Below are 20,036 nucleotides of genomic sequence, written 5' to 3'. Positions count from 1 at the left end.
CTATATGGCGGCGAGTGAGGAGAGGGCGCGTGGACAGGGCTCTGTTCGAGGCGATGCGGCTGGAGCTGCGGCGCGGGTCGCTGGTGCTGGCGGTGCTCGCCTGCCTGCGGACCGAACGCTACGGCTACACCCTGCGTCAGGCCCTGGCGGCGGACGGGTTGGAGATGGAGGAATCCACCCTCTATCCGCTGTTGCGGCGGCTGGAGGGGCAGGGGCTGCTGACCAGCGAATGGCGCGAGGAAGAGAAGCGGAAAAAGCGCTTCTACGTCCTGTCGCCCCAGGGCGAGGTCCTGCTGGCCGCCCTGACCGAGGAATGGCGCGGCATCAACGCCTCGCTGGATCGCATGCTGTGAATTTTCGGGGGAGGGAGACCACAATGGACGTGATCGAACGCTATCTGGAGGCCGTGGCGGCCCAGTTGCCGGTCGAGGAGCGCGAGGACATCGTCGCCGAGCTGCGCGATCTGATCCTGAGCCGCATCGAGGCGCGCGAAGACGAACTGGACCGCGCCCTGAGCGACGAGGAGAAGGAGGCGATCCTGCACGAGATCGGCCACCCCCTGGTCGTCGCCGCCCGCTATCGCAAGGGGCCGGACAGTCTCATCGGGCCCGAGCTGTTCCCTTACTGGCTGTTCGGGGCCAAGGCCGGGTTGATCGTGATCGCCGCGGTGCAGGCGCTGGGGCTGCTGGTCCATGTGGTGGGCGATCCGGCTGATTTCGGCCAGGCGATCGGCCAGGCCTTCCAGGGCTTCTTCGGTGGAGCGCTGACTCTGCTGGGCGCGCTGACGCTCGCGGGAGCGATCATGGAGCACTACGACATCAAGCCGACCTGGCTGACCAAATGGCGGGTGCGCGACCTGTCGGCCTTCGGCTTGGCCGACCCGGCGAAATGGGGCGCGTCGATGGCTGGAAGCGACAAGGCCAAGGCCGAATGGATGCCCCAGGGCGCCAAGGTCTGGGGCGTGCGGGCCGAGACGCCACGCGCCGCCGAGGCCCTGTGGTCCTTCATCGCCAGCGCCGTCTTCATCCTGTGGTGGATCGGTGCGATCCGCTTCACCGGCGTCGGCGACTTCGCCCTGCGCGGCGGCGACGTCAGCGTGACGGCGGCGCCGATCTGGTCGCTGCTGTTCGGGCTGATCCTGGCCTGGGCCGTGGCGGGCATGGCGGTGGACGGCGTCACTTTGTGGCGACCGGAGGCGCGGCGGCTGCAGGCTTTGTTGAAGATCCCGGTGGCCGCGGCGGGACTGTGGATCGGCTGGCGTCTGTTCCAGGCCGGGCACTGGGCCACCCTGACCCAGGGCGAGCAGACGGCGCGGGTCATGGGAACCTCGCCCATCCACATGGACTTCGACGCCATCCACGCCATTCCCGAGGCCCAGCGCGGCCTGGCCGAGACGGCCCTGACCCTGGGCACGGTGCTGAGCTGGGTGCTGGCGATCATCATGCTGTGCCTGGCGGTCGACATCCTGAAGGCCCTGTGGCGGATGGCGACGGCGCGGGACTGATCGGTCGCGGCGCCGCCATGTCCGAAAACCGCGAGACAGGGCGGCGCGACGGGCGCATGTTGCGGGCATGGAAGACGCCCGGGACAGTCTGGATCAGGAGGCCTGCTACCGGGCGGTCCTGGCGCGCGACCCGCGCTTTGACGGGCGCTTCTTCACCTGCGTGAAGACGACGGGGATCTATTGCCGCCCGGTCTGTCCGGCGCGCACCCCGAAACGGGAAAACATGCGCTTCGTCGCCTCGGCGGCGGCGGCGGAGGAGGCAGGGTTCCGCGCCTGCCTGCGCTGTCGGCCCGAGACGGCGCCCGATATGGGGGCGTGGCGCGGGACCTCGAACACCGTCAGCCGGGCGCTGGGCATGATCGAGGCGGGGGCGCTGGATGAAGGCGATGTCGATGGGCTGGCCGCGCGGCTGGGGGTGGGCGAGCGGCATCTACGACGCCTGTTCCGTCAACATCTGGGCGCGGCCCCGGTCAGCGTGGCGCAGACGCGGCGGGTGCTGCTGGCCAAGGCCCTGATCCACCAGACCGACCTGGCGATGGCCGAGGTGGCGATGGCGTCCGGCTTCGGCAGCGTCCGGCGCTTCAACGAGACATTTCAGGGGCTTTACGGGCGGCCGCCCTCGGCCCTGCGACGCCGGGCCGAGAAGGCGGGCGATGGCGGGGTCAGGCTCGGTCTGGCCTACCGGGCGCCCTATGCGGTCGAGGCCATGCTGTCGGCGCTGGCTGCGCGCGGCGACACGGTTGAGGGCGGGGTCTGGCGGCGCGAGTTAACGCCCGATGTGGACGGCGCAACCGGCGAGGTCTCGGCCCGCTTCGAGAGCGGAAACCGGCTGGCGGTGACAGTGGCGGCCTCGGACCTGAAGGCCCTGCCGGGCGTGCTGGCGCGGGTGCGGCGGGTGTTCGACCTGTCGGCGGACCCCGAGGCGATCCAGCGCGACCTGTCGGCGGACGCTGTCCTGGCGCCTTTGGTGAAGGCGCGGCCTGGCCTGCGCCTGCCCGGCGACTGGATCAATGCGGGGGCGGACATGGCCAGCGACCGATTGGAAGACGAGCGGCTCGCAAGACGGGCCGAGCAATGGCGGCCCTGGCGGGCCTATGGCGCGCTGCACCTGCGCGAAGCGGGGATCGACGGCGCCGCATTGATGGAGATGGACGATGAAAAAGACGCAGCCTGAAGCCTTCACCCTGGACCGCATCGCCTCGCCGGTGGGCGAGGTCCTGCTGGTGACCGACGCCGAGGGCGCGGTGCGGGCCTTCGACTTCGCGGATTATGAGGCGCGGATGTTGAAGCTGCTGGCCCGCCACTACGGCGAGGTCGTGCTGACCGCGGGTCGGGCGCCCGAGGCGGTGCGGGCGGCGGTGGCGGCCTACTTTGGCGGCGACGCCACGGCCCTGGACGGGATCGCGGTCAAGACCGGCGGCACCGACTTCCAGCGTTCGGTCTGGGCGGCCCTGCGCACCATTCCGGCGGGCGAGACCTGGAGCTACGGCCAACTCGCCTCGGCCATCGGCAAGCCCAGCGCCGTGCGCGCCGTGGGTCTGGCCAACGGGGCCAATCCCGTGGGCGTCATCGTGCCCTGCCACCGCGTCGTCGGCGCCAACGGAACCCTGACCGGCTATGCGGGCGGGCTGGAGCGCAAGCGCTGGCTGCTGGCGCACGAGGGCGCGGCGCCCCGCCTTATCTGAGCGGCGAGGTGAACTGGTCGGGCGTCAGAGCGCGGGGGGTGAAGCGGGCTTCGCGCACGGCGCCGTTGAAGTAGTTGACGCGGTTGATGCGCGTGCCGACCGAGGACCGGCCGGGGCCTTGCGGCTTGAAGGCGATCTCGGCCCCGGTCTGCAGCACGCCGTTGACGAAGGAGCGGTAGGTGGTCCCGTCGAAGGTCTGGGCGACGTGGGCCCACTGGCCGAGGGGGTGCAGTTTCGTCTCGTCGATCAGGGGCTTGTTGTAGCCCTCGCCCTTGGTGAAGGCGTCCAGATACCAGCCGCCCTCGACCACGCGGATCTCGAACATGATGCGGGTGCCGGGACCGCCCGGCGCCTCATCCGACTGCAGGTGGAACCAGCGCTGCTCGAAGGGGCCGCCGTCGGGGCGGAAGACGGCTTCGAAGGTGAAGGTCGCGGCGCCCGCCAGCGGATGCCTGTCGATGAACAGGGCGTCGTCCACGCCGTCGAACCGGACCGCCGGGCCAAAGGGGCTGGCGACGATCTGCGGCGCGCCCTCGACATGGGTGACCTCGCCGCCGATGGCCGACAGGCGGTCGAAGGTCCAGACGGTCTGATCGGCGGGCGCGGCGGCGGGCAGGGAGGCGCAGGCGGCCAAGCCGAGCGGAGCGGCCAGAACGGCGCGGCGGTTCAAGGTCATGTCGTCCCCCTCAGGCCGCGCCGTCGAGGAAGAGGCGGCAGGCCGGATTGTCGGTCTCGTCGACATAGGGGTAGCCGAGGGCGTCCAGCGCGGTCCAGAGGGCGGCGACCTGATCCGGGGCGACGCTGATCCCGGCCAGAACCCGGCCCACGTCGTCGCCGTGGTTGCGATAGTGGAACAGGGTCAGGGCCCAGGCGGGCTGGAGGCTGTTGAGGAAGCGCAGGAAGGCGCCGGGGCGCTCGGGGAACTCGAAACGCAGCAACCGTTCGTGCGGCAGGCCGATGGTGCGGCCCCCGACCATGTAGCGAACGTGCAGCTTGGCCGTCTCGTTGTCGCTCATGTCCTCGACCGCGTAGCCGTCGGCGCGCAGGCGTTCGATCAGGGTATGCCGCTCCTCGGCGCCGTTCTTGAGCGAGACGCCGACAAAGATCTGGGCCGTGCCGTCGCCGGACCAGCGATAGTTGAACTCGGTCACCGAGCGGCCGTCGAGGCTCTGCAGGAAGCGGTGATAGTCGTCGCGGCGGTCGGGCATGGCCACGGCCAGCAGGGCCTCGGCGCCTTCGCCGATCTCGGCCCGTTCAGCCACGTGACGCAGGCGGTCGAAGTTGACGTTGGCGCCCGAGTTGATCGCGACCAGGGCGCCGGTTCCGGGATGGCGCGCGGCCCAGACCTTGAGCCCCGCCAGGGCCACGGCGCCCGAGGGCTCGGCCACGGCGCGGACGTCGTCGAAGATGTCCTTGATCGCCGCGCAGATGGCGTCGGTGTCGACCAGGACGATGTCGTCCAGCAGGTCGCGGCACAGGCGGAAGGTCTCGTCGCCCGCCCGGCGTACGGCCACTCCGTCGGCGAACAGGCCGACCTGATCGAGGGTGACGACCTTGCCGGCGGCCAGGGCGCTCTTCATCGTCGGGGCGTCGGCGGGCTCGACGCCGATGATCTTCGTCTCGGGGCGCAGGAAGCGGACGATGGCCGCGACCCCCGCCGCCAGACCCCCGCCGCCGATGGGGATGAAGACGGCGTCGATGGGATCGGGGTGCTGGCGCAGGATCTCCAGCCCGACTGTGCCCTGGCCCGCGATCACGTCGGGGTCGTCGAAGGGGTGGACGAAGGTCGCGCCCGTCTCCTGTTCCAGCTTGCGCGCGTGGGCGTAGGCGTCGTCGAAGCTGTCGCCGTGCAGGACCACGGTCCCGCCCAGGGCCTTGACCGCCGCCACCTTGATGCCCGGCGTGGTGGTCGGCATGACGATGGTGGAGGCGGCACCGCGCCTCGCCGCCGCCAGGGCCACACCCTGGGCGTGATTGCCCGCCGAGGCGCAGATGACGCCGCGCGCCAGCTCGGCCTCGCTCAGGGCGGCGATGCGGTTGTAGGCGCCGCGAATCTTGAACGAGAAGACCGGCTGCAGGTCTTCGCGCTTCAGCAGGGCCGGGCGGTCCAGCCGCCCCGACAGCCGCTTCAGCGGATCCAGAGGTGTTTCCTCGGCCACGTCATAGACGCGGGCGGTCAGGATGCGGCGAACGGTGTCTTGCACAAAAAACTCGAAACAGCGCGGTCGGGAGGATCAAACGACCTCTGATCTAGGCCAGAACTCGCACGCGGGGGAAGGGTCTTGCGGCGGACGCTTGGCGGATTGTTTGCGCGCCGCATATTTACCCGGGTAATATGTTCATCTATTTAATCCGGGTAAAACAGAAGGAGGCGTCCATGACGTCCACAGATCGCAAGGCGCTCATCGCCGACTACAAGGACCGCGAAACCGTCGCCGGGGTGTTCGCCGTCATCTGTTCCGCCACCGGCCGCGCCTGGGTGGGGCAGAGTCGTCACATCGACACCCAGCAGAACGGTCTGTGGTTCGCGCTGAAGCTGGGCAGCAGCCCGTATCGGTCGCTGCAGGCCGAATGGACCGCCCACGGCGCCGACAGCTTCCGCTTCGAGCAACTGGACCGCCTGGCGACTGACCTGTCCGATATGGCCCGCAAGGACGACCTGAAGAAGCGCGCCGCCCTGTGGACCGCGCGGCTTGGCGCGGAGAAGCTCTGAACCGGCGCTCTTGCAATGTAACCTGTAGGTGATACGTGTAACCCATAGGTGTCACGGGAGGGGCGGGTGAGCGACGAATTGGAAAAGGCCAAGGCGAACGAGCGGCATAGGGCTCGACGTCTGTGGATGGCGGCCGGCCTGGGCGGGCTGGGCGTGGCCGCCCTGCCTTGTGCTGTTTTTCTATGGAATACAGGCTGGCCAGCCTGCGAGCCGCTGGCCGTGATGCTGGCGGTCGTCGGGATCAGCGTCGTGGCTTCCAGCTTCGCCTGGGGCGGCCGCCATATGCCCAACGGCGACACCATCCGCGTCGAAAACGCCAAGGGCGGCTATCGCGACATGATCCAGAAGCAGCGGGCCGTGTCGATGGCCCTGATGCCGATCACGTCGCTCTATCTGGTCTATCGGGGAACGCTCGGGGTCTGGAACATCGCAAACGGGCAGGGCGACCAAGCGGACTGGAGCATGGCTGCCCTGTCGCCGATGATTCCGATGGTTCTGCTGCTGATGGTCGCGGGCCTCGATAATCCGGGCGACAAGAAGATGAAGCGGTTGCTGGAGGACGAACTGACCCTGTCCTTCCGCCGCAGCGCGCTGAACATGGCGCTGGCCGTGGCCATGGTCGGGCTGCTGGGCGTTTTTGCTCTGGGACTGTGGCGGCCCGAGGCGGCGGTGGCGGCTCTGCCGGGCCTGATGTTCGCCACGGCCTCGGCGTCGGCGCTGCGCTACTGGCAGCTGGACCGGCGGGCCAGCGGTGGCTGAGCCGCGTCTGGTCATCCACCTGAAGGCGGTGCGGACAGCGGCGGGGCTGACGCAGCAGGAACTGGCCGACCGGGCGAAGCTGTCGAGGAAGACGGTGAATACGGTCGAGAACGGCGTCTTCACCCCTTCGGTCCTGGTCGCCCTGACGCTGGCGCGCGCGCTGGACGTGCCGCTGGACGCCCTGTTCACGCTGGAGGACTGAGCCGATTTCCCTTGCGCCGTGTGCGGAAGGGCCTACATTGCGCCTGCTTATGCTAACTTTGAGCATAAGTCGGGGCCGCGCAGACGGCCGCAAGGGAGTTGAGGCGATGGCGGACGGCGCTTTCGGTCTGTCGAAGGAACTGGCGGAAGAGACCGCTCCGGTCTGGGAGAAGGTCAAGGGTCTGGTGACGCCGCTGGAGTGGCCGGAACAGGCGAAGCTGATCAGCGAGATCAACGCGCTGAAGAAGCAGCGTGACGCCGTCATCCTGGCCCACAACTACATGACGCCGGAGATCTTCCACGGCGTGGGCGACTATGTCGGCGACAGCCTGGGGCTGGCCAAGGAGGCCGCCAAGTCCAAGGCCAAGGTGATCGTCCAGGCGGGCGTGCACTTCATGGCCGAGACGTCGAAGATACTGTCGCCGGACAAGACCGTGCTGATCCCCGACCTGCGCGCGGGTTGCTCGCTGGCGTCGTCGATCACGGGGGCGGACGTGCGCCTGATCAAGCAGCGCTACCCCGGCCTGCCGGTGGTCACCTATGTGAACACCACCGCCGACGTGAAGGCCGAGACCGACATCTGCTGCACCAGCGCCAACGCCGTTCAGGTGGTGGAATGGGCGGCCAGGGAATGGGGCGTCGAAAAGGTCATCCTGATCCCCGACGAGTTCCTGGCGCGCAACGTCGCGGCCCAGACGAATGTCGGCATCATCGCCTGGAAGGGCCGCTGCGAGGTGCATGAGCGCTTCACCGCCGACGACATCGCCGAGATGCGCGCCGCCTATCCGGGCGCGGAAATCCTGGCCCACCCGGAATGCCCGGAAGAGGTGCTGGCGGCGTCGGACTTCGCCGGCTCGACGGCGGCCATGATCGACTACGTGGTGGATCGCAAGCCGAAGCAGGTGGTGATGATCACCGAGTGCTCGATGGCTTCGAACGTCAAGGGCGACGTGCCCGGCGTCGACTTCATCGGCCCGTGCAACCTGTGCCCGCACATGAAGCGCATCACGCTCGAGAACATCCGCGACTGCCTCAAGTACATGCAGTTCGAGGTTACGGTGGAGCCCGAGATGGCCGAGCGCGGGCGTCTGGCCGTGCAGCGGATGATCGACCTGCCGCCGCCTGCCGTTCCGGCGCGCTATGACCTGATCAAGGCCCGGCACCACGTCGACGTGGAGCTGATCTGAGGTCCTGCGGCGATGCGGCCCGTTGCGGGCCGCGCGTCGCAAGCCCAGTTCGACGCCATGAGCGATATCGACAACACTCCACGCCGCCCCGGTCCCTGGGATCTGCCGCCCGAACCGGCGACGTCCGAGCCCGTGCGCGCGTCCAAGGCCGCGCGGCTGGAGGACAAGGGCCAGCATCCGGCCTGGGCCATCGCTTCGACCCTGCTGATGGCGGGTTTCCTGTGGTGGATCACCGGCAGCGTCATCGTGGCGGGGGCCGTGCTGTTCGGCCTGTTCGTGCATGAGTATGGCCACGTGCTGGCGATGAACCGCCTCGGCATGGGGCCGGCGCGCATCTACATCATCCCCTTCCTCGGCGGGCTGGCCAAGGCGCAGCGCGAGCCGAAGAGCGAGTGGCATGGGGTGTTGGTGTCGCTGGCGGGGCCGGCCTTCGGCCTCATCGCCATGATCCCTTTCGTGGCCGTCGGCTTGGCGCTGCGTTCGCCCGAGTGGCTGATGGGGGCCTTCTTCATCGCCATGATCAATCTGGTGAACCTGCTGCCGGCTCCGCCGCTGGACGGCTCGAAAGCGCTCGGCCCGGTGCTGACGCGGGTGCATCCGCGGCTGGAGCAGGTCGCTCTGCTGGCCGTCGGCGGTCTGGCGGTCTGGTGGGGGCTGTCGACGGGACGGTTCATTCTGGCGGCGTTTCTCGGCATCGCCGTCTTCAGCCATCTGAAACGCGGCGTCTGGCGCGCGGCCTGGGGACGGCTGAGCTGGCCCGAGGCGGGGCGTAGTCTGGCGCTGTATCTGGCGACGGCCGTGGTCTGTGCGGCGGCGGCCATCGGCGCCCTGCTGCCCCTGACCGGGGGCGCGGTGGAGCCGGCCTTCGACATGGGCTTGCGGTTCATCGGCGTGGGAGGCCGCTAGGGGCATGGCGCGCATCCGGCATGACGGGCCGCTGATCATCGGCGGCGGACTGGCGGGGTTGTCGGCCGCGCTGGAGGCCGCGCCGGCGAAGGCCTTGGTGGTCACGCCGGATTTGCTGCTGAACGCCTGTTCCTCGGCCTGGGCCCAGGGCGGGCTGGCGGCGGCCCTGTCGCCCAGGGACAGCGCGGTCCTGCACGCGAAGGACACCGAAGGCGCGGGCGCCGGTCTGGTCGAGCCCGAGGCGGCGCGCGCCCTGACAGAGCGCGGGCGCGAGACGGTGGAGTGGCTGGCCGCGCTGGGCGCGCCCTTCGACCGCGACGAGACGGGCGGCTTCTCAGTCAGCCTTGAGGCGGCGCACAGCCTGCCGCGCGTGGCGCGGGTCGGCGGCGACGGAGCGGGGCGGGCCATCCTGTCGGCGGTGGTGGCGGCGGCGCGGGCGTCCAAGCATGTCGAGATCTGGGAAGACGGGCGGCTGCGCGGTCTGATTCAGGACGTGAACGGCCGGGTGCGCGGCGCCCTGATCGAACGATCCGGCGGACGGGTGGACGAGGTCTTCGCCCCTGCCGTGGTTCTGGCCACCGGCGGCGTCGGCGGCCTCTATGAAGTGACGACCAACCCTTCCGCCCTGCGCGGCGAGGGGCTGGCCCTGGCCTTTGGGGCGGGGGCTGAAGTTCTTGATCCCGAATTCGTGCAGTTCCATCCCACCGCCATCGACGTCGGCCTGGACCCGGCGCCGCTGGCGACCGAGGCCCTGCGCGGCGAGGGCGCGCGGCTGGTGGACGGGCGAGGGGCCTTCCTGCTGGGCGCGGACGCCGATGCCGACCTGGCCCCGAGGGACATCGTGGCGCGGGTGGTGCACGCGGCGCGCGTGGACGGACGCGGCGCGTTTCTGGACGCGACCCGGGCCGTGGGCGAGGCCTTCCCGCACGAGTTTCCGGCGGTGTTTTCCGCCTGTATGCGCGCCGGGCTGGATCCGCGCGTCAGCCCCATCCCGGTGGCGGCGGCGGCCCACTATCATATGGGCGGCATCGTCGCCGACGACGAGGGGCGGACGACGGTTCCGGGCCTCTACGCCATCGGCGAATGTGCGGCGACGGGGGTGCACGGCGCCAATCGTCTGGCCTCCAACTCCCTGCTGGAAGCGGGCGCTTTCGGGCGGCGCGCCGGGCGGGCTGCGGCGCAGGAGGTGCAGCCGGCCAAGGCCGCGCTGAAGCCGACGCGGGCCTCGAAGGACTTGCCGACGGAAGCCATGGCCGAACTGCGCGCCGCCATGACCCGGTTCGCGGGCGTGGTGCGCGACGAAGAAGGGCTGAGCGCCCTGATCGCCGTGATCGATCGGCTGGCCAAGCTCCACCCCGACGCCGTGGTCCTGATCGCCGCGCGGCTGATCGCCGAAGGCGCGCTGAACCGGCGCGAGAGCCGGGGCGGGCATTTCCGCGCCGACCATCCCGACAGCCTGCCGACGGCGGTGCATACGCGGATGCGGCTGACGCTCCCTGTGCTCGAAGCGACGTGACGGGCGCACCGCGATCCTCCCCTGCGCAGCGGGGGAGGGGGACCACGCAGTGGTGGAGGGGGCGGATCCACGCTCTTGCCTCTCCAGCGTTGAACGTTGAAACAGCAACAACCGGGGCGGATGTCGCCGCCCCCTCCACCACGCTGCGCGTGGTCCCCCTCCCCCGTCGGGGACGGGGGAGGATTGGTGAAGCATGATGACCCGAACCCTGCCGGACCTGCTGATCGAGCCCGTCGTGCGGATGGCCCTGGCCGAGGACCTGGGTCGCGTCGGCGACGTGACGGCTCAGGCCTGCATTCCCGAGGACGCGCGCTTCAGCGCCGTCTTCGCCGCCCGTCAGGCCGGGGTGATGGCGTGCGGGGCCGTGGTGCGGATCGCCGTCCACGCCATGGATCCCCAGGCGAAGGTTTCGGTGAAGGTCGCCGACGGCGAGGCCTTCGAGGCCGGAACCGTGCTGGTGGCGGTCGAGGCTGATGCGCGCGCCCTGCTGGCGGCGGAACGGACGGCGCTGAACCTGCTGGGCCGCATGTGCGGCATCGCCACCCTGACCCGGGCCTATGTCCAGGCGGTGGCGGGAACGACCGCCCGCATCGCCGACACCCGCAAGACCACGCCCGGCCTGCGGGCGCTGGAAAAGCACGCGGTGGCCTGCGGCGGCGGGCTGAACCATCGCTTCGGTCTGGATGACGCCATCCTGATCAAGGACAATCACGTCGCCGTCTGCGGCGGGGCGGGCGAGGCGGTGCGCCGCGCCAGGGCCTTCGCGCCCCACCTGATGAAGGTCGAGGTCGAGGTCGACGGTCTGGATCAGCTGGACGAGGTCCTGCCCGAACGCCCCGACGTCGTCATGCTGGACAACTTCAGCCTGGCCGATCTGGAAGAGGCCGTGCGCCGGGTGAAGGGCAGCGCCTTCGGTCCTGTGGTGCTGGAAGCCTCAGGCGGGGTGAACCTGACGACAGTGGCGGGCATCGCCGCGACCGGGGTGGACGTGATCTCGGTCGGCGCCCTTACGCATTCTGTTCCGCAACTGGACGTGGGTCTGGACGCGAGCTGAGGTTGCCGGTGCTGAACCAGCGGCGGCGGATGGCGCGCTGCAAGGGCGCATCAATCAGCCGGTTGTAGAGGTCGGCGGCGACCACGGCGGCGACCAAAGCCAGCCCCCACAGGCCCCAGGCCTGCCAGGCGACCGTGGCGGCGGCCGGATGAAATCTCTCCATCAGGGGCTGGACGCCGCTGAACCAGACGATTCCGGTGATGGTATGGGTCATGAACAGGCTGAAGCTGACCTTGGCGCCCCAGGCCGCGCCGGGGATCGGCTTGGCGGTCGGCAAGGCGCCGCAGCCCAGCACCGCCGCGCAGATGGCGATCAGACTGACCAGGTCCGGCCCCGCGACGGCGACGTTGGCCAGAAGGGCCGCGCCGCCGCCCAGACCGATCAGGCGGGCGGTGCGGGGCGACCAGTCCGCCGTTTCGACCGCGCGGGCCAGGGTCAGGCCGATCAGGAACAAGGGGACGGCGCGGAACATGGCCCATTGGAAGGGCAGATTGAAAAGCGAGTGCTTCAGCAAAGTCAGGCTGAGGGCCTGGCCGACGAGCATCAGCGTCAGGCCCAGGGCCAGGGCCGTCAGCGGTCCGGGCAGGCGTCGCATGGCGCGCCACAGCCAGGGGAAGAAGGCGTAGCAGATCAGCAGGGCCGACAGGGTCCAGGCCGGGATGTTCCATTGGCCGCCGCCCAGACCGAAGGCGTGCAGCAGCAGGATCTGGGCGGGCAGGCCGGACCATTCGAAGCGCTCGGCGTGGACCGGCGTTTTCCCGATCATGGACGCCTCCAGCACCAGCAGGGCCAGAATGGCCAGGGTGATCAGATGGGTCGGATAGCTGCGGGCGAAGCGCTTGAGCCAGAAACGGACGGGCGTGATCCGGCCGGAGACGACGCCGGCGCCATAGGCCCGCGCCAGGACAAAGCCCGACAGCAGCAGGAAGAAGTCGGTGGCCAGATAGCCGCGTTCCCAGACGCTGTGCAGGTCGGCCAGGGGGATCGGGGCCTCGTCGCCGAAGTGGAAAAGGACCACGAACATGGAGGCGAGGAAGCGCAGGGCGTCGAGCGCCCCGCCCCGCACGAGGGCGGCCGGCTGGGGCGTGGCGGTGGTCGTCGTCGTCAAGGGCCGTCTCCCGCGCCTTGGGGGGAAGGCGCATCGTCATCCGTTCAGCAAGAAACGCGCCGGGAACGTCTTTCCGTCGGGGGCCGTTTCATTCCGACGAAAGGAGAAGCCCATGAGCAAGACCCCCTCGGTTCCCAAGGAGCAGCGCAGCTTCGCCGACCATGGCGCACGGCCGATCGACGAGATGGCGGACCGACGCGATCTGGCCACGGGCGCCCAATCAGGTCAGCCCGGGGACGCCGACGTCAACACCGGCCAGCAGGGGCGGTTCGGCAATCTGAAGCAGAACCTGACCACCCAGTGGAAGACGCAGGACCGTTAAGAGCCGCTAGCCGGAAGATGGTTAGCCGGCGACGCCGACCGCAGTCGTGTTCGATGCGTTTCCGGCGAGCTGATTATAGGGCACGGGGCCGCTGGAGGCCTCGGTGGTCGTCAGGCTGGCCTGCATCAGGCGCGGCGTTTCAGGGGCGGTCGAGGGACGCGGCGTGTAGCGGAATGCGTCGCTGGAGCCTGAGCGCCCACCGAAGCGGTAGAAGAGGTGGTCGCCGACCTGGCCGACCTTGACCAGGCTGTTGCGCCAGCTGGGCGAGACGCCGGTGGTGTGGAAGTGGGTGGCGTTGCCGACCGGGGCGTAGACCTGACCCGACAGGGCCTTGGAGGCCACGTCGCGGGCGCGGTTCCAGGCGGCGCGGTTGACGGCGCCGCGCATGGCGCCGTTGCAGGTGAAGCTGAACTGGCAGCCGGTGCTGCGGTTCGAGCCCTGGAAGACCACGGCGCAGACCGTATTGGGGAAGGAGGGGTGACGGGCGCGGTTCAGCACCACCTGGACCACGGCCTTCATGCCGTCCACGCCTTCGCCGCGCGCTTCGTAATAGGCGGCCTTGGTGAGGCAATCGAGATCGCGCGACTGATCCAGGGCGGTGCCGAGACGGAAGGGCTTGGCGGCGGGATTGGCCAGGTTGGCGCGACGCAGGCCGTTCCGGGATTCTTCGAGGCGGGCGGTCAGCAGTTCCGCCTGGCGGTCGCGCTGGGCGGCGCCGGCGACGGCGTAGGGGTCGTGACGATCGGCGATGGCCAGGGCGCTGGCGTCCAGGCCGCCGGCCGCGGCGGCCATGGCTTCCTGGGTATAGCCCTCGGCGCCGGCGCCCTGCAGGCGTTCAGCCTGGGCGCGAACGGTCGAAGCCTGGGCGGCCACGCCGCCCAGATAGGCTCCACCGACAGCAAGGCTGACGACGCCGCCGAACGCCGCAGCCGCCGTCTTGGGGCGCAGGCGAACAGAGCGGGCGGCGTGCATCAGCGCACGCGTCTGCGAGGAGAAACTCAAAAGCGTAGTCCTGTTCAGCAGGGCGAGGATGCCGCCCCTTTACTCAACGGAACCGGGCGACAAGACGCGTCGCGAACCCGCTCCGGACCAGAGGTCGACGAACGGCCGACCACCGGAAGGCGGGCCTTAAGCCATCTGTTTATGTCCTCAATGTGGTTGATTCGGCAATTGCTGTTGCGCCGCAACAATTCGTCGCGCCTGTAGAGACGGTGAATTTTGCGACCCTGACGACCGCTTGTCATTGCTTCAGAACATCTTGCGTAATCTGTATTCGATTACGGGGTGATGATCTCGAGGCGGAGGCGGTTTCGCTGTAAGCGCTATTGGGGAGGTATGGGTTACTTGCTTGATGCGCTGGCGGGCGAGGCGGGAACTTTCGGCGCCTGGAGGCGTTGCAAGCTCAACCATTTCAAGGAGTTCTCCGCCTGATGACCCGTTTCCCGATCCGCGCCGCCGCCCTTCTCGTTCTGGGAGCCTCCGCGATGACGCTTTCCGCCTGCGGACACACGGTCGAGCAGAAGGCAGCGACCGGCGCCATCGCCGGCGCCGTGGTGGCCGGACCGGTCGGGGCGGCGGTGGGCGGCGCGGCCGGGACGGCGGTCGGCCATATCGACAAGCCGAAACGCTAGATCGACCTTACGGCGTCGCTTGTAGGTGGCCAGGCCGGCGCCCACATAGGGCTCGCGGCGCGATTTTCGCTCGAAATTGCGTGTTTGAGGTTCGGAAACGGCGGCAGAGCTTGATTTCTGCGCCGGATTCCGCTTTGGCAGCGCGCCGGGCCGTTCGCGCATCCGCACGCCCGCCGGGCCGCCGTTGATCGGCGTCGCCCCCCATCAGAGTTTCAAGGAAGACCGCCTCTACGCATGCGAGACCTCAAACAAACCGGCTTCAACGATCGTATCTCCGCCCAGCAAGACGCCAAGAAGGCCCTGCTGGCCAAGTTCAAGCCCAAGCCGGCGGTCCAGGACCCCGAGTTCGAGAAGCTGGCTGAGAAGCGCGCCGCCGAGAAGGAAGCCCAGCGTCAGCAGTTCGAGCTGGAGAAGGCTGAAGTGCGTCGCCAGAAGGCTGAGAAGGAAGCCGCCCGTCTGGCCGCCGAAATGGCCGCCCAGGACGAGGTCGACGCCGCCAAGCGTGCCGCCCGCAAGGAGCGCAAGCAGCTGACCAAGGAAGAACAGAAGGCCGCGCGCGACGCCCGCTACGCCGCCCGCAAGGCGCGCCAGCGCTAGGACGCGACCGGCCGGCAGGGGCGTGCAACGCCCCTGCGGCTCCAGCGTTACAGGCGTGAAGATTCCGGCCGGCGCCGGGCGCGACCCCTTGGATCGCGGCCCGGGTTTCCTAACTGCAAGGCTGGATATTCACACAGCGACGCAAACAGGAGCCGCCATGACCGCCGCCATCGACACCGGCCTGAAACCCAAGGAACGCGACGAGGTCGCCCGCGAGCTGTCCAAGGTCCTCGCCGACAGCTTCGCCGTCTATCAGAAGACGCACGGCTATCACTGGAACGTCCGCGGGCCGGAGTTCTTCAGCCTGCACAAGCTGCTGGAGCAGCAGTACAACGAAATCTGGGCCGCGCTGGACGATATCGCCGAGCGTATCCGCGCCCTGGGCGAACTGGCCCCGCAAAGCGCCTCGGCCTTCGCCAACCTGACCTCGATCAAGGACGGCGACCCCGAGAAGGACGCCAGCGAGATGCTCAAGGAGCTGATCAAGGACCACGGCGTGCTGATCGCCACGACCCGCGCCGCGCTGGACGCCGCCGACGAGGTGGGCGACGAGGCCAGCGTCGATCTGATGACCCAGCGCCTGGCTGCTCACGAAAAGGCCGCCTGGATGCTGCGATCCAGCCTGGGCGATCGCTGATCCCCTCACGGAACGGTAATCTTCGGGCCTGAAAAGCGCCGGATTGGGCGGTCAATCAGATCACCCTCCGGCGCTCGCCAGCGCCGCCAATGGGACGCTGGATGCTGAAAGGCCGCCTGCCACAGCTGAAGACGACCGGACGCCGGGCCCTCGCCGCGGCGCCCATGGCCGTGGCCGTCAGCCTGGCGGTCATGGGTCTGGCCATGTCGGCCAGCTCCAGCGTGCGTCCCGACCTGGACCGCACGGCCGAGGCCGTGGCCCGCGCCACCGGCGGCGATCTGACCCCGAACGGTCTGAAGCTGATCATGGCGCGGCTGGACCCCGGCCAGCTGGCCATCGCGCGGCGTTTCGATCCGGCGCTGAACCAGCCCGAACTGTACGGCCTGACGCCGGGGTGGGAGAGCCTGTCGCTGGGCGGCAAGCCCTCGCTGGACGCGGGCGTTTCCGGCGTCGCCGCCCAGCAACTGAACGCGGCCATGCCCAACGCCTTCGGGGCCTTGCAACCGGCCAAACCCTTCGATCTGCGTCCCGCCACCGAGGCGGACCGCAAGCGCGCCCTGCGCTGCCTGACCCAGGCCGTCTATTACGAGGCGGCGCTGGAGCCGACCGAGGGGCAGGAGGGCGTGGCCCAGGTCGTGCTGAACCGGGTGCGCGATCCCAACTATCCCGCCACGGTCTGCGGCGTCGTCTATCAGGGCGCCGAGCGGACCACGGGCTGCCAGTTCAGCTTTACCTGCGACGGCGCGCTCAGCCGCGCGCCTATCCCCTGGGCCTGGAACCGCGCCGCGCGAGTGGCCGAGCGCGCCCTGGCCGGTCATGTGGCGACGCGGGTGGGCACGGCGACCCACTACCACGCCGACTACGTCCATCCCTGGTGGTCGCCGACCCTGGCCAAGATCACCCAGGTCGGGGCGCACATCTTCTATCGCTGGAAGGGCGCGCCGGGGGAAAGCAACGCCTTCGTCCAGAGGTCGGCGGGCCGCGAGCCCGTGATCGACGAGGCTCGCTTCGCCCGGCCTCGCATCCTTCTGGCCACCGCCGCCGACAGCGTCGAGGAGGCCCTGGCCGGCGCCGCGCCGAACCAGCTGCGCACCGTCGAGATCAACGGCCAGACCCGCGTCGTCGGCGTCGCCAGCCTGGGCGGCCGTCGTCAGGCCAGCAAGGACGAGATCGCCGCCATCAACGAACGGCTCAAGGCCTATGAGGCCGCGCCCGCGCCGACCGTGACGGTCACGCCGCCGGGCGTCACCGCCATGGCGGTCGAGGAAGTCGGCAAGCCGGCGGCCTAGCCCGAAGGCTGTCGCTTTGAAACACCGCTAAGGGTGGGTAGCGGCCATACGGTTCACGCATGAAAACGGCCCCGCCCTGTCTCCAGGCGGGGCCGCTCTCGTGTCTGAGACGCTCGTTCTAGGCGACCGCGCGCCGGCGCTGGATCAGAACCGCCGCACCGCCCGCAAAGGCCAGACCCAGCAGGATCGTTCCCCATTCCGACATCGTCGGGACCGGAGCCGGCGCGCTCGGCGCCGGCCCGATGAACTGGCCCAGGGCATAGGGCGTGCCTCCCACCGTGATGGTGTCGGTCACGGTGTTGCTGGCGGTGTCGATCACCGAGACGGTGTCGTCGCCACTGTTGGCGACATAGGCCCGCGATCCGCTGGGCGACACCGCCACGCCGAGGGGGGTATATCCCACCGTGATGGTGTCGGCCACGGTGTTGCTGGCGGTGTCGATCACCGAGACGGTGTTGTCGGCACTGTTGGCGACATAGGCCCGCGATCCGTTGGGCGAGACCGTTACGCCGGAGGGCTCGTCTCCCACCGTGATGGTGGCGATCACGGTGTTGCTGGCGGTGTCGATCACCGAGACGGTATCGTCGCCATTGTTGGCGACATAGGCCCGCGATCCGTTGGGCGAGACCGCCACGCCATAGGGGATGGCTCCCACCGTGATGATGGCGATCACGGTGTTGCTGGCGGTGTCGATCACCGAGACGGTGTTGTCGGCACTGTTGGTGACATAGGCCCGCGATCCGTTGGGCGAAACCGCCACCCCGAAGGGGGAGGCCCCCACCGTGATGGTGTCGATCACGGTGTTGCTGGCGGTGTCGATCACCGAGACGGTGTTGTCGGCACTGTTGGCGACATAGGCCCGCGATCCGTTGGGCGAGACCGTTACGCCGGAGGGCCCGTCTCCCACCGTGATGGTTTCGATCACGGTGTTGCTGGCGGTGTCGATCACCGAGACGGTGTCGTCGCCACTGATGGCGATATAGGCCCGCGATCCGTTGGGCGAGACCGCTACGCCGTAGGGAGCATCTCCCACCGAGATGGTGGCGGTTACGGTATTGCTGGCGACGTCGATCACCGAGACGGAGTCAGTGTCAAACTCTGGAACATAGGCCGTCTGAGCCAGGGCAGGGCTGGCAAGGGCCAGTATCCCGAGAAAGAAAACGCCCATTGCCGCCGCAGCGACGCGCAGGGCTTGGCGATCTCGCCAACCCCGTCCGATGATGCTCATGTCAACTTCCCCCTCGGGACCAAAAGTGGCGTGTCCCAGAACGGGAGACAAAAGGCATCGTTTTTTATAGTGATCAACTGTGGATTGCGTTGATCTCTGCTCCCCAGCCATGGTTTCGATCCCGAAGCGGAGGCGGGATCAATGCCTCACGAGCGGATGTTCTGAACTTCAGCCAGGGTCGAAAGCAGACATTCACCAGCAGGCGTCTTTCGGACGTCGCCGTTGGCGCGCCGACGCGCCGGGGCGCCGTAGCCCACCTCCCGGACGGGGAGGATGGGCTTGTGAGGCCTACCAGGCGCCGATCTTCTCGGCCTCCTTGTGGCTGATGGGGTTGTGGGCGGCCTTGTGGTCTTCCTCGGCCAGGAAGCGGGCGGCTTCCAGGGCGGCCATGCAGCCCATGCCGGCGGCGGTGACGGCCTGGCGATAGACGTCGTCGGTCACGTCGCCGGCGGCGTAGACGCCCTCGATGGCGGTCGAGGCCGTGCCGGGCTTGACCCGCAGATAGCCGCCCGAGTTGATCTCCAGCTGGCCCTTGAACAGTTCCGACGACGGGGCGTGGCCGATGGCGATGAAGACGCCGTCGGCGGGGATTTCCGACAGGTCGCCGGTCTTGACGTTCTTGAGCCGCACGCCGGTGACGTTGCGGGCCACGCCGTCGACGACGCCGAGGATTTCATCGACCGTCACGTCCCAGATCACCTCGATCTTGGGATGGGCGAACAGGCGGTCCTGCAGGATCTTCTCGGCGCGGAACTCATTCTTGCGGTGGATGACCGTGACCTTCTCGGCGAAGTTGGTCAGGAACAGGGCTTCCTCGACGGCGGTGTTGCCGCCGCCGACGACCACGACCTGCTTGCCGCGATAGAAGAAGCCGTCGCAGGTGGCGCAGGCGGAAACGCCGAAGCCCTGATAGTCGGCCTCCGACTCCAGTCCCAGCCACTTGGCCTGGGCGCCGGTCGAGATGACCACGGTTTCAGCCAACAGCTCCGCGCCGCTGTCCAGCGTCAGGCGGAAGGGGCGCTGCGACAGGTCGGCCTTGACCACGATGTCGTGGATGACCTCGGTCCCGACGTGCACGGCCTGGGCCTGCATCTGCTCCATCAGCCAGGGACCCTGGATGGTCTCGGCGAAGCCGGGATAGTTCTCGACATCCGTGGTGATGGTCAGCTGACCGCCGGGTTGCAGGCCGGCGATGACCACCGGGTTCAGCGAGGCGCGGGCGGCGTAGATGGCGGCGGTCCAGCCGGCGGGACCGGAACCGATGACGGCGAGGCGGACAGTACGAGCTTGGGTCATAGCCCTATTTAGGCGCTGATTCCCCGAAGCGCGATGCTAGGCTGCGGGTTCTGCACGGGGGATTTGATCATGAGCAACAAGAGTGCGGCCTTTCTGCCGATCGGAATCGGCCTGGGCGTCGGCATGGGCACGGCCCTGGGCGTGGCGACCGACAACCTGGCTCTGGGCCTCTCGCTGGGCGTGGCCATCGGCTCGGGGCTCGGCGTGGCTCTGATGGGGGCCGCCAATGTGAAGGCGCAGAAGGACAAGACGGCGTCGGACGGTTCGCCGATGGTGTCGGACGGCGGGGCTTCGACGTCGAGCGGCGGCCACTGCGCTCCGGGCGCCGACTGCGGCGGGTCCGACGGGGGGGGCGGCGGCGATTGACGGGCCTCCTCGTCGGGGCTCATCCTGCGCCGAGGAA

23 protein-coding genes are annotated in these 20,036 nt (G+C 69.0%); 17 read left to right on the top strand and 6 right to left on the bottom strand.

Annotated features, from left to right (window positions below):
• Window positions 1–53 precede the first annotated feature (53 nt).
• The 4 genes from B3K53_RS07940 to B3K53_RS07925 all read left to right on the top strand — a co-directional run bounded on the left by B3K53_RS07940 (window position 54) and on the right by B3K53_RS07925 (window position 3,189).
• On the top strand, window positions 54–353 hold the full coding sequence (locus B3K53_RS07940) for a PadR family transcriptional regulator (protein ID WP_292083826.1): 300 nt from the start codon (window positions 54–56) through the stop codon (window positions 351–353).
• A 23-nt stretch (window positions 354–376) separates the two neighbouring features.
• A complete protein-coding gene (locus tag B3K53_RS07935) occupies window positions 377–1,504 on the top strand; it encodes a hypothetical protein (protein WP_292083650.1) in 1,128 nt (375 codons plus the stop codon).
• Window positions 1,505–1,571: 67 nt separating this feature from the next.
• Window positions 1,572–2,678, top strand: a complete 1,107-nt coding sequence (locus B3K53_RS07930; RefSeq protein WP_292083649.1) for a bifunctional transcriptional activator/DNA repair enzyme AdaA — start codon at window positions 1,572–1,574, stop codon at window positions 2,676–2,678.
• Window positions 2,659–3,189 (top strand): methylated-DNA--[protein]-cysteine S-methyltransferase, encoded by a 531-nt coding sequence (locus B3K53_RS07925; protein WP_292083648.1) that lies wholly within the window; start codon window positions 2,659–2,661, stop codon window positions 3,187–3,189. The genes B3K53_RS07930 and B3K53_RS07925 overlap by 20 nt, the downstream gene beginning before the upstream one ends.
• Here B3K53_RS07925 and B3K53_RS07920 read toward each other — a convergent pair.
• Window positions 3,182–3,865 (bottom strand): LamG domain-containing protein, encoded by a 684-nt coding sequence (locus tag B3K53_RS07920; RefSeq protein ID WP_292083647.1) that lies wholly within the window; start codon window positions 3,863–3,865, stop codon window positions 3,182–3,184. The genes B3K53_RS07925 and B3K53_RS07920 overlap by 8 nt on opposite strands.
• 10 nt (window positions 3,866–3,875) lie before the next feature.
• Window positions 3,876–5,393 (bottom strand): threonine ammonia-lyase, biosynthetic, encoded by a 1,518-nt coding sequence (gene ilvA, locus B3K53_RS07915; protein WP_292083645.1) that lies wholly within the window; start codon window positions 5,391–5,393, stop codon window positions 3,876–3,878.
• Window positions 5,394–5,566: 173 nt separating this feature from the next.
• Between ilvA and B3K53_RS07910 the strand changes: the two genes are divergently transcribed.
• From B3K53_RS07910 to nadC, 7 genes are all read left to right on the top strand, one after another.
• Window positions 5,567–5,902, top strand: a complete 336-nt coding sequence (locus tag B3K53_RS07910; RefSeq protein WP_292083643.1) for a GIY-YIG nuclease family protein — start codon at window positions 5,567–5,569, stop codon at window positions 5,900–5,902.
• Window positions 5,903–5,968: 66 nt separating this feature from the next.
• Window positions 5,969–6,661: a hypothetical protein gene (locus tag B3K53_RS07905; RefSeq protein ID WP_292083642.1), complete on the top strand. Its 693-nt coding sequence runs from the start codon at window positions 5,969–5,971 to the stop codon at window positions 6,659–6,661.
• A complete protein-coding gene (locus B3K53_RS07900) occupies window positions 6,654–6,863 on the top strand; it encodes a helix-turn-helix transcriptional regulator (protein WP_292083640.1) in 210 nt (69 codons plus the stop codon). Before B3K53_RS07905 ends, B3K53_RS07900 begins: the two co-directional genes overlap by 8 nt.
• Before the next feature lie 106 nt (window positions 6,864–6,969).
• On the top strand, window positions 6,970–8,049 hold the full coding sequence (gene nadA, locus B3K53_RS07895; protein ID WP_292083639.1) for a quinolinate synthase NadA: 1,080 nt from the start codon (window positions 6,970–6,972) through the stop codon (window positions 8,047–8,049).
• A 57-nt stretch (window positions 8,050–8,106) separates the two neighbouring features.
• The gene (locus B3K53_RS07890) at window positions 8,107–8,955 is read left to right on the top strand and encodes a metalloprotease (RefSeq protein ID WP_292083638.1); all 849 of its coding nucleotides are present in this window, start codon (window positions 8,107–8,109) and stop codon (window positions 8,953–8,955) included.
• A 4-nt stretch (window positions 8,956–8,959) separates the two neighbouring features.
• A complete protein-coding gene (locus B3K53_RS07885; protein WP_292083637.1) occupies window positions 8,960–10,471 on the top strand; it encodes an L-aspartate oxidase in 1,512 nt (503 codons plus the stop codon).
• A gap of 193 nt (window positions 10,472–10,664) precedes the next feature.
• Window positions 10,665–11,525 (top strand): carboxylating nicotinate-nucleotide diphosphorylase, encoded by an 861-nt coding sequence (nadC, locus tag B3K53_RS07880; protein WP_409515779.1) that lies wholly within the window; start codon window positions 10,665–10,667, stop codon window positions 11,523–11,525.
• Here nadC and B3K53_RS07875 read toward each other — a convergent pair.
• Window positions 11,479–12,633 (bottom strand): acyltransferase family protein, encoded by a 1,155-nt coding sequence (locus B3K53_RS07875; protein WP_292083636.1) that lies wholly within the window; start codon window positions 12,631–12,633, stop codon window positions 11,479–11,481. The genes nadC and B3K53_RS07875 overlap by 47 nt on opposite strands.
• A gap of 112 nt (window positions 12,634–12,745) precedes the next feature.
• Between B3K53_RS07875 and B3K53_RS07870 the strand changes: the two genes are divergently transcribed.
• Window positions 12,746–12,955 (top strand): hypothetical protein, encoded by a 210-nt coding sequence (locus tag B3K53_RS07870; protein WP_292083635.1) that lies wholly within the window; start codon window positions 12,746–12,748, stop codon window positions 12,953–12,955.
• A 21-nt stretch (window positions 12,956–12,976) separates the two neighbouring features.
• Here B3K53_RS07870 and B3K53_RS07865 read toward each other — a convergent pair whose 3' ends face one another.
• On the bottom strand, window positions 12,977–13,957 hold the full coding sequence (locus tag B3K53_RS07865) for a cell wall hydrolase (RefSeq protein ID WP_292083634.1): 981 nt from the start codon (window positions 13,955–13,957) through the stop codon (window positions 12,977–12,979).
• 428 nt (window positions 13,958–14,385) lie between these two features.
• On the opposite strand from B3K53_RS07865, the gene B3K53_RS07860 reads away from it, so the two are divergent.
• The 4 genes from B3K53_RS07860 (at window position 14,386) to B3K53_RS07845 (ending at window position 17,109) form a co-directional block, all read left to right on the top strand.
• Window positions 14,386–14,586 (top strand): hypothetical protein, encoded by a 201-nt coding sequence (locus B3K53_RS07860; protein WP_292083633.1) that lies wholly within the window; start codon window positions 14,386–14,388, stop codon window positions 14,584–14,586.
• A 234-nt stretch (window positions 14,587–14,820) separates the two neighbouring features.
• The gene (locus B3K53_RS07855; RefSeq protein ID WP_292083632.1) at window positions 14,821–15,183 is read left to right on the top strand and encodes a DUF6481 family protein; all 363 of its coding nucleotides are present in this window, start codon (window positions 14,821–14,823) and stop codon (window positions 15,181–15,183) included.
• A 157-nt stretch (window positions 15,184–15,340) separates the two neighbouring features.
• Entirely contained in the window at window positions 15,341–15,820 is a 480-nt protein-coding gene (locus B3K53_RS07850; protein WP_292083630.1) for a Dps family protein, read from the top strand.
• A gap of 101 nt (window positions 15,821–15,921) precedes the next feature.
• Window positions 15,922–17,109 (top strand): cell wall hydrolase, encoded by a 1,188-nt coding sequence (locus B3K53_RS07845; protein ID WP_292083628.1) that lies wholly within the window; start codon window positions 15,922–15,924, stop codon window positions 17,107–17,109.
• A 118-nt stretch (window positions 17,110–17,227) separates the two neighbouring features.
• On the opposite strand, the gene B3K53_RS07840 is transcribed toward B3K53_RS07845, so the two are convergent.
• The gene (locus B3K53_RS07840; protein WP_292083627.1) at window positions 17,228–18,337 is read right to left on the bottom strand and encodes an IPTL-CTERM sorting domain-containing protein; all 1,110 of its coding nucleotides are present in this window, start codon (window positions 18,335–18,337) and stop codon (window positions 17,228–17,230) included.
• 288 nt (window positions 18,338–18,625) lie between these two features.
• Window positions 18,626–19,633, bottom strand: coding sequence for a thioredoxin-disulfide reductase (gene trxB / locus B3K53_RS07835; RefSeq protein ID WP_292083626.1), 1,008 nt, complete (start codon window positions 19,631–19,633; stop codon window positions 18,626–18,628).
• Window positions 19,634–19,702: 69 nt separating this feature from the next.
• Between trxB and B3K53_RS07830 the strand changes: the two genes are divergently transcribed.
• Window positions 19,703–19,999, top strand: coding sequence for a hypothetical protein (locus B3K53_RS07830; protein WP_292083625.1), 297 nt, complete (start codon window positions 19,703–19,705; stop codon window positions 19,997–19,999).
• Window positions 20,000–20,036: the final 37 nt, after the last annotated feature.

The sequence above is a fragment of the Brevundimonas sp. UBA7506 genome (assembly GCF_002479495.1).
Taxonomy (GTDB): domain Bacteria; phylum Pseudomonadota; class Alphaproteobacteria; order Caulobacterales; family Caulobacteraceae; genus Brevundimonas.
The sequence above is the reverse complement of the archived record's forward strand: the minus strand, read 5'-3'. Positions and strand labels throughout refer to the sequence as shown.

Bases quoted from the DNA above. Each gene is read 5' to 3' on its own strand.
- B3K53_RS07940 (WP_292083826.1), top strand. From the start codon at position 54: ATGCGGCTGGAGCTGCGGCGCGGGTCGCTGGTGCTGGCGGTGCTCGCC.
- B3K53_RS07935 (WP_292083650.1), top strand. From the start codon at position 377: ATGGACGTGATCGAACGCTATCTGGAGGCCGTGGCGGCCCAGTTGCCG.
- B3K53_RS07930 (WP_292083649.1), top strand. From the start codon at position 1,572: ATGGAAGACGCCCGGGACAGTCTGGATCAGGAGGCCTGCTACCGGGCG.
- B3K53_RS07925 (WP_292083648.1), top strand. From the start codon at position 2,659: ATGAAAAAGACGCAGCCTGAAGCCTTCACCCTGGACCGCATCGCCTCG.
- B3K53_RS07920 (WP_292083647.1), bottom strand. From the start codon at position 3,865: ATGACCTTGAACCGCCGCGCCGTTCTGGCCGCTCCGCTCGGCTTGGCC.
- B3K53_RS07910 (WP_292083643.1), top strand. From the start codon at position 5,567: ATGACGTCCACAGATCGCAAGGCGCTCATCGCCGACTACAAGGACCGC.
- nadA (WP_292083639.1), top strand. From the start codon at position 6,970: ATGGCGGACGGCGCTTTCGGTCTGTCGAAGGAACTGGCGGAAGAGACC.
- B3K53_RS07890 (WP_292083638.1), top strand. From the start codon at position 8,107: ATGAGCGATATCGACAACACTCCACGCCGCCCCGGTCCCTGGGATCTG.
- B3K53_RS07885 (WP_292083637.1), top strand. From the start codon at position 8,960: ATGGCGCGCATCCGGCATGACGGGCCGCTGATCATCGGCGGCGGACTG.
- nadC (WP_409515779.1), top strand. From the start codon at position 10,665: ATGATGACCCGAACCCTGCCGGACCTGCTGATCGAGCCCGTCGTGCGG.
- B3K53_RS07870 (WP_292083635.1), top strand. From the start codon at position 12,746: ATGAGCAAGACCCCCTCGGTTCCCAAGGAGCAGCGCAGCTTCGCCGAC.
- B3K53_RS07860 (WP_292083633.1), top strand. From the start codon at position 14,386: ATGACCCGTTTCCCGATCCGCGCCGCCGCCCTTCTCGTTCTGGGAGCC.
- B3K53_RS07855 (WP_292083632.1), top strand. From the start codon at position 14,821: ATGCGAGACCTCAAACAAACCGGCTTCAACGATCGTATCTCCGCCCAG.
- B3K53_RS07850 (WP_292083630.1), top strand. From the start codon at position 15,341: ATGACCGCCGCCATCGACACCGGCCTGAAACCCAAGGAACGCGACGAG.
- B3K53_RS07845 (WP_292083628.1), top strand. From the start codon at position 15,922: ATGCTGAAAGGCCGCCTGCCACAGCTGAAGACGACCGGACGCCGGGCC.
- B3K53_RS07840 (WP_292083627.1), bottom strand. From the start codon at position 18,337: ATGAGCATCATCGGACGGGGTTGGCGAGATCGCCAAGCCCTGCGCGTC.
- trxB (WP_292083626.1), bottom strand. From the start codon at position 19,633: ATGACCCAAGCTCGTACTGTCCGCCTCGCCGTCATCGGTTCCGGTCCC.
- B3K53_RS07830 (WP_292083625.1), top strand. From the start codon at position 19,703: ATGAGCAACAAGAGTGCGGCCTTTCTGCCGATCGGAATCGGCCTGGGC.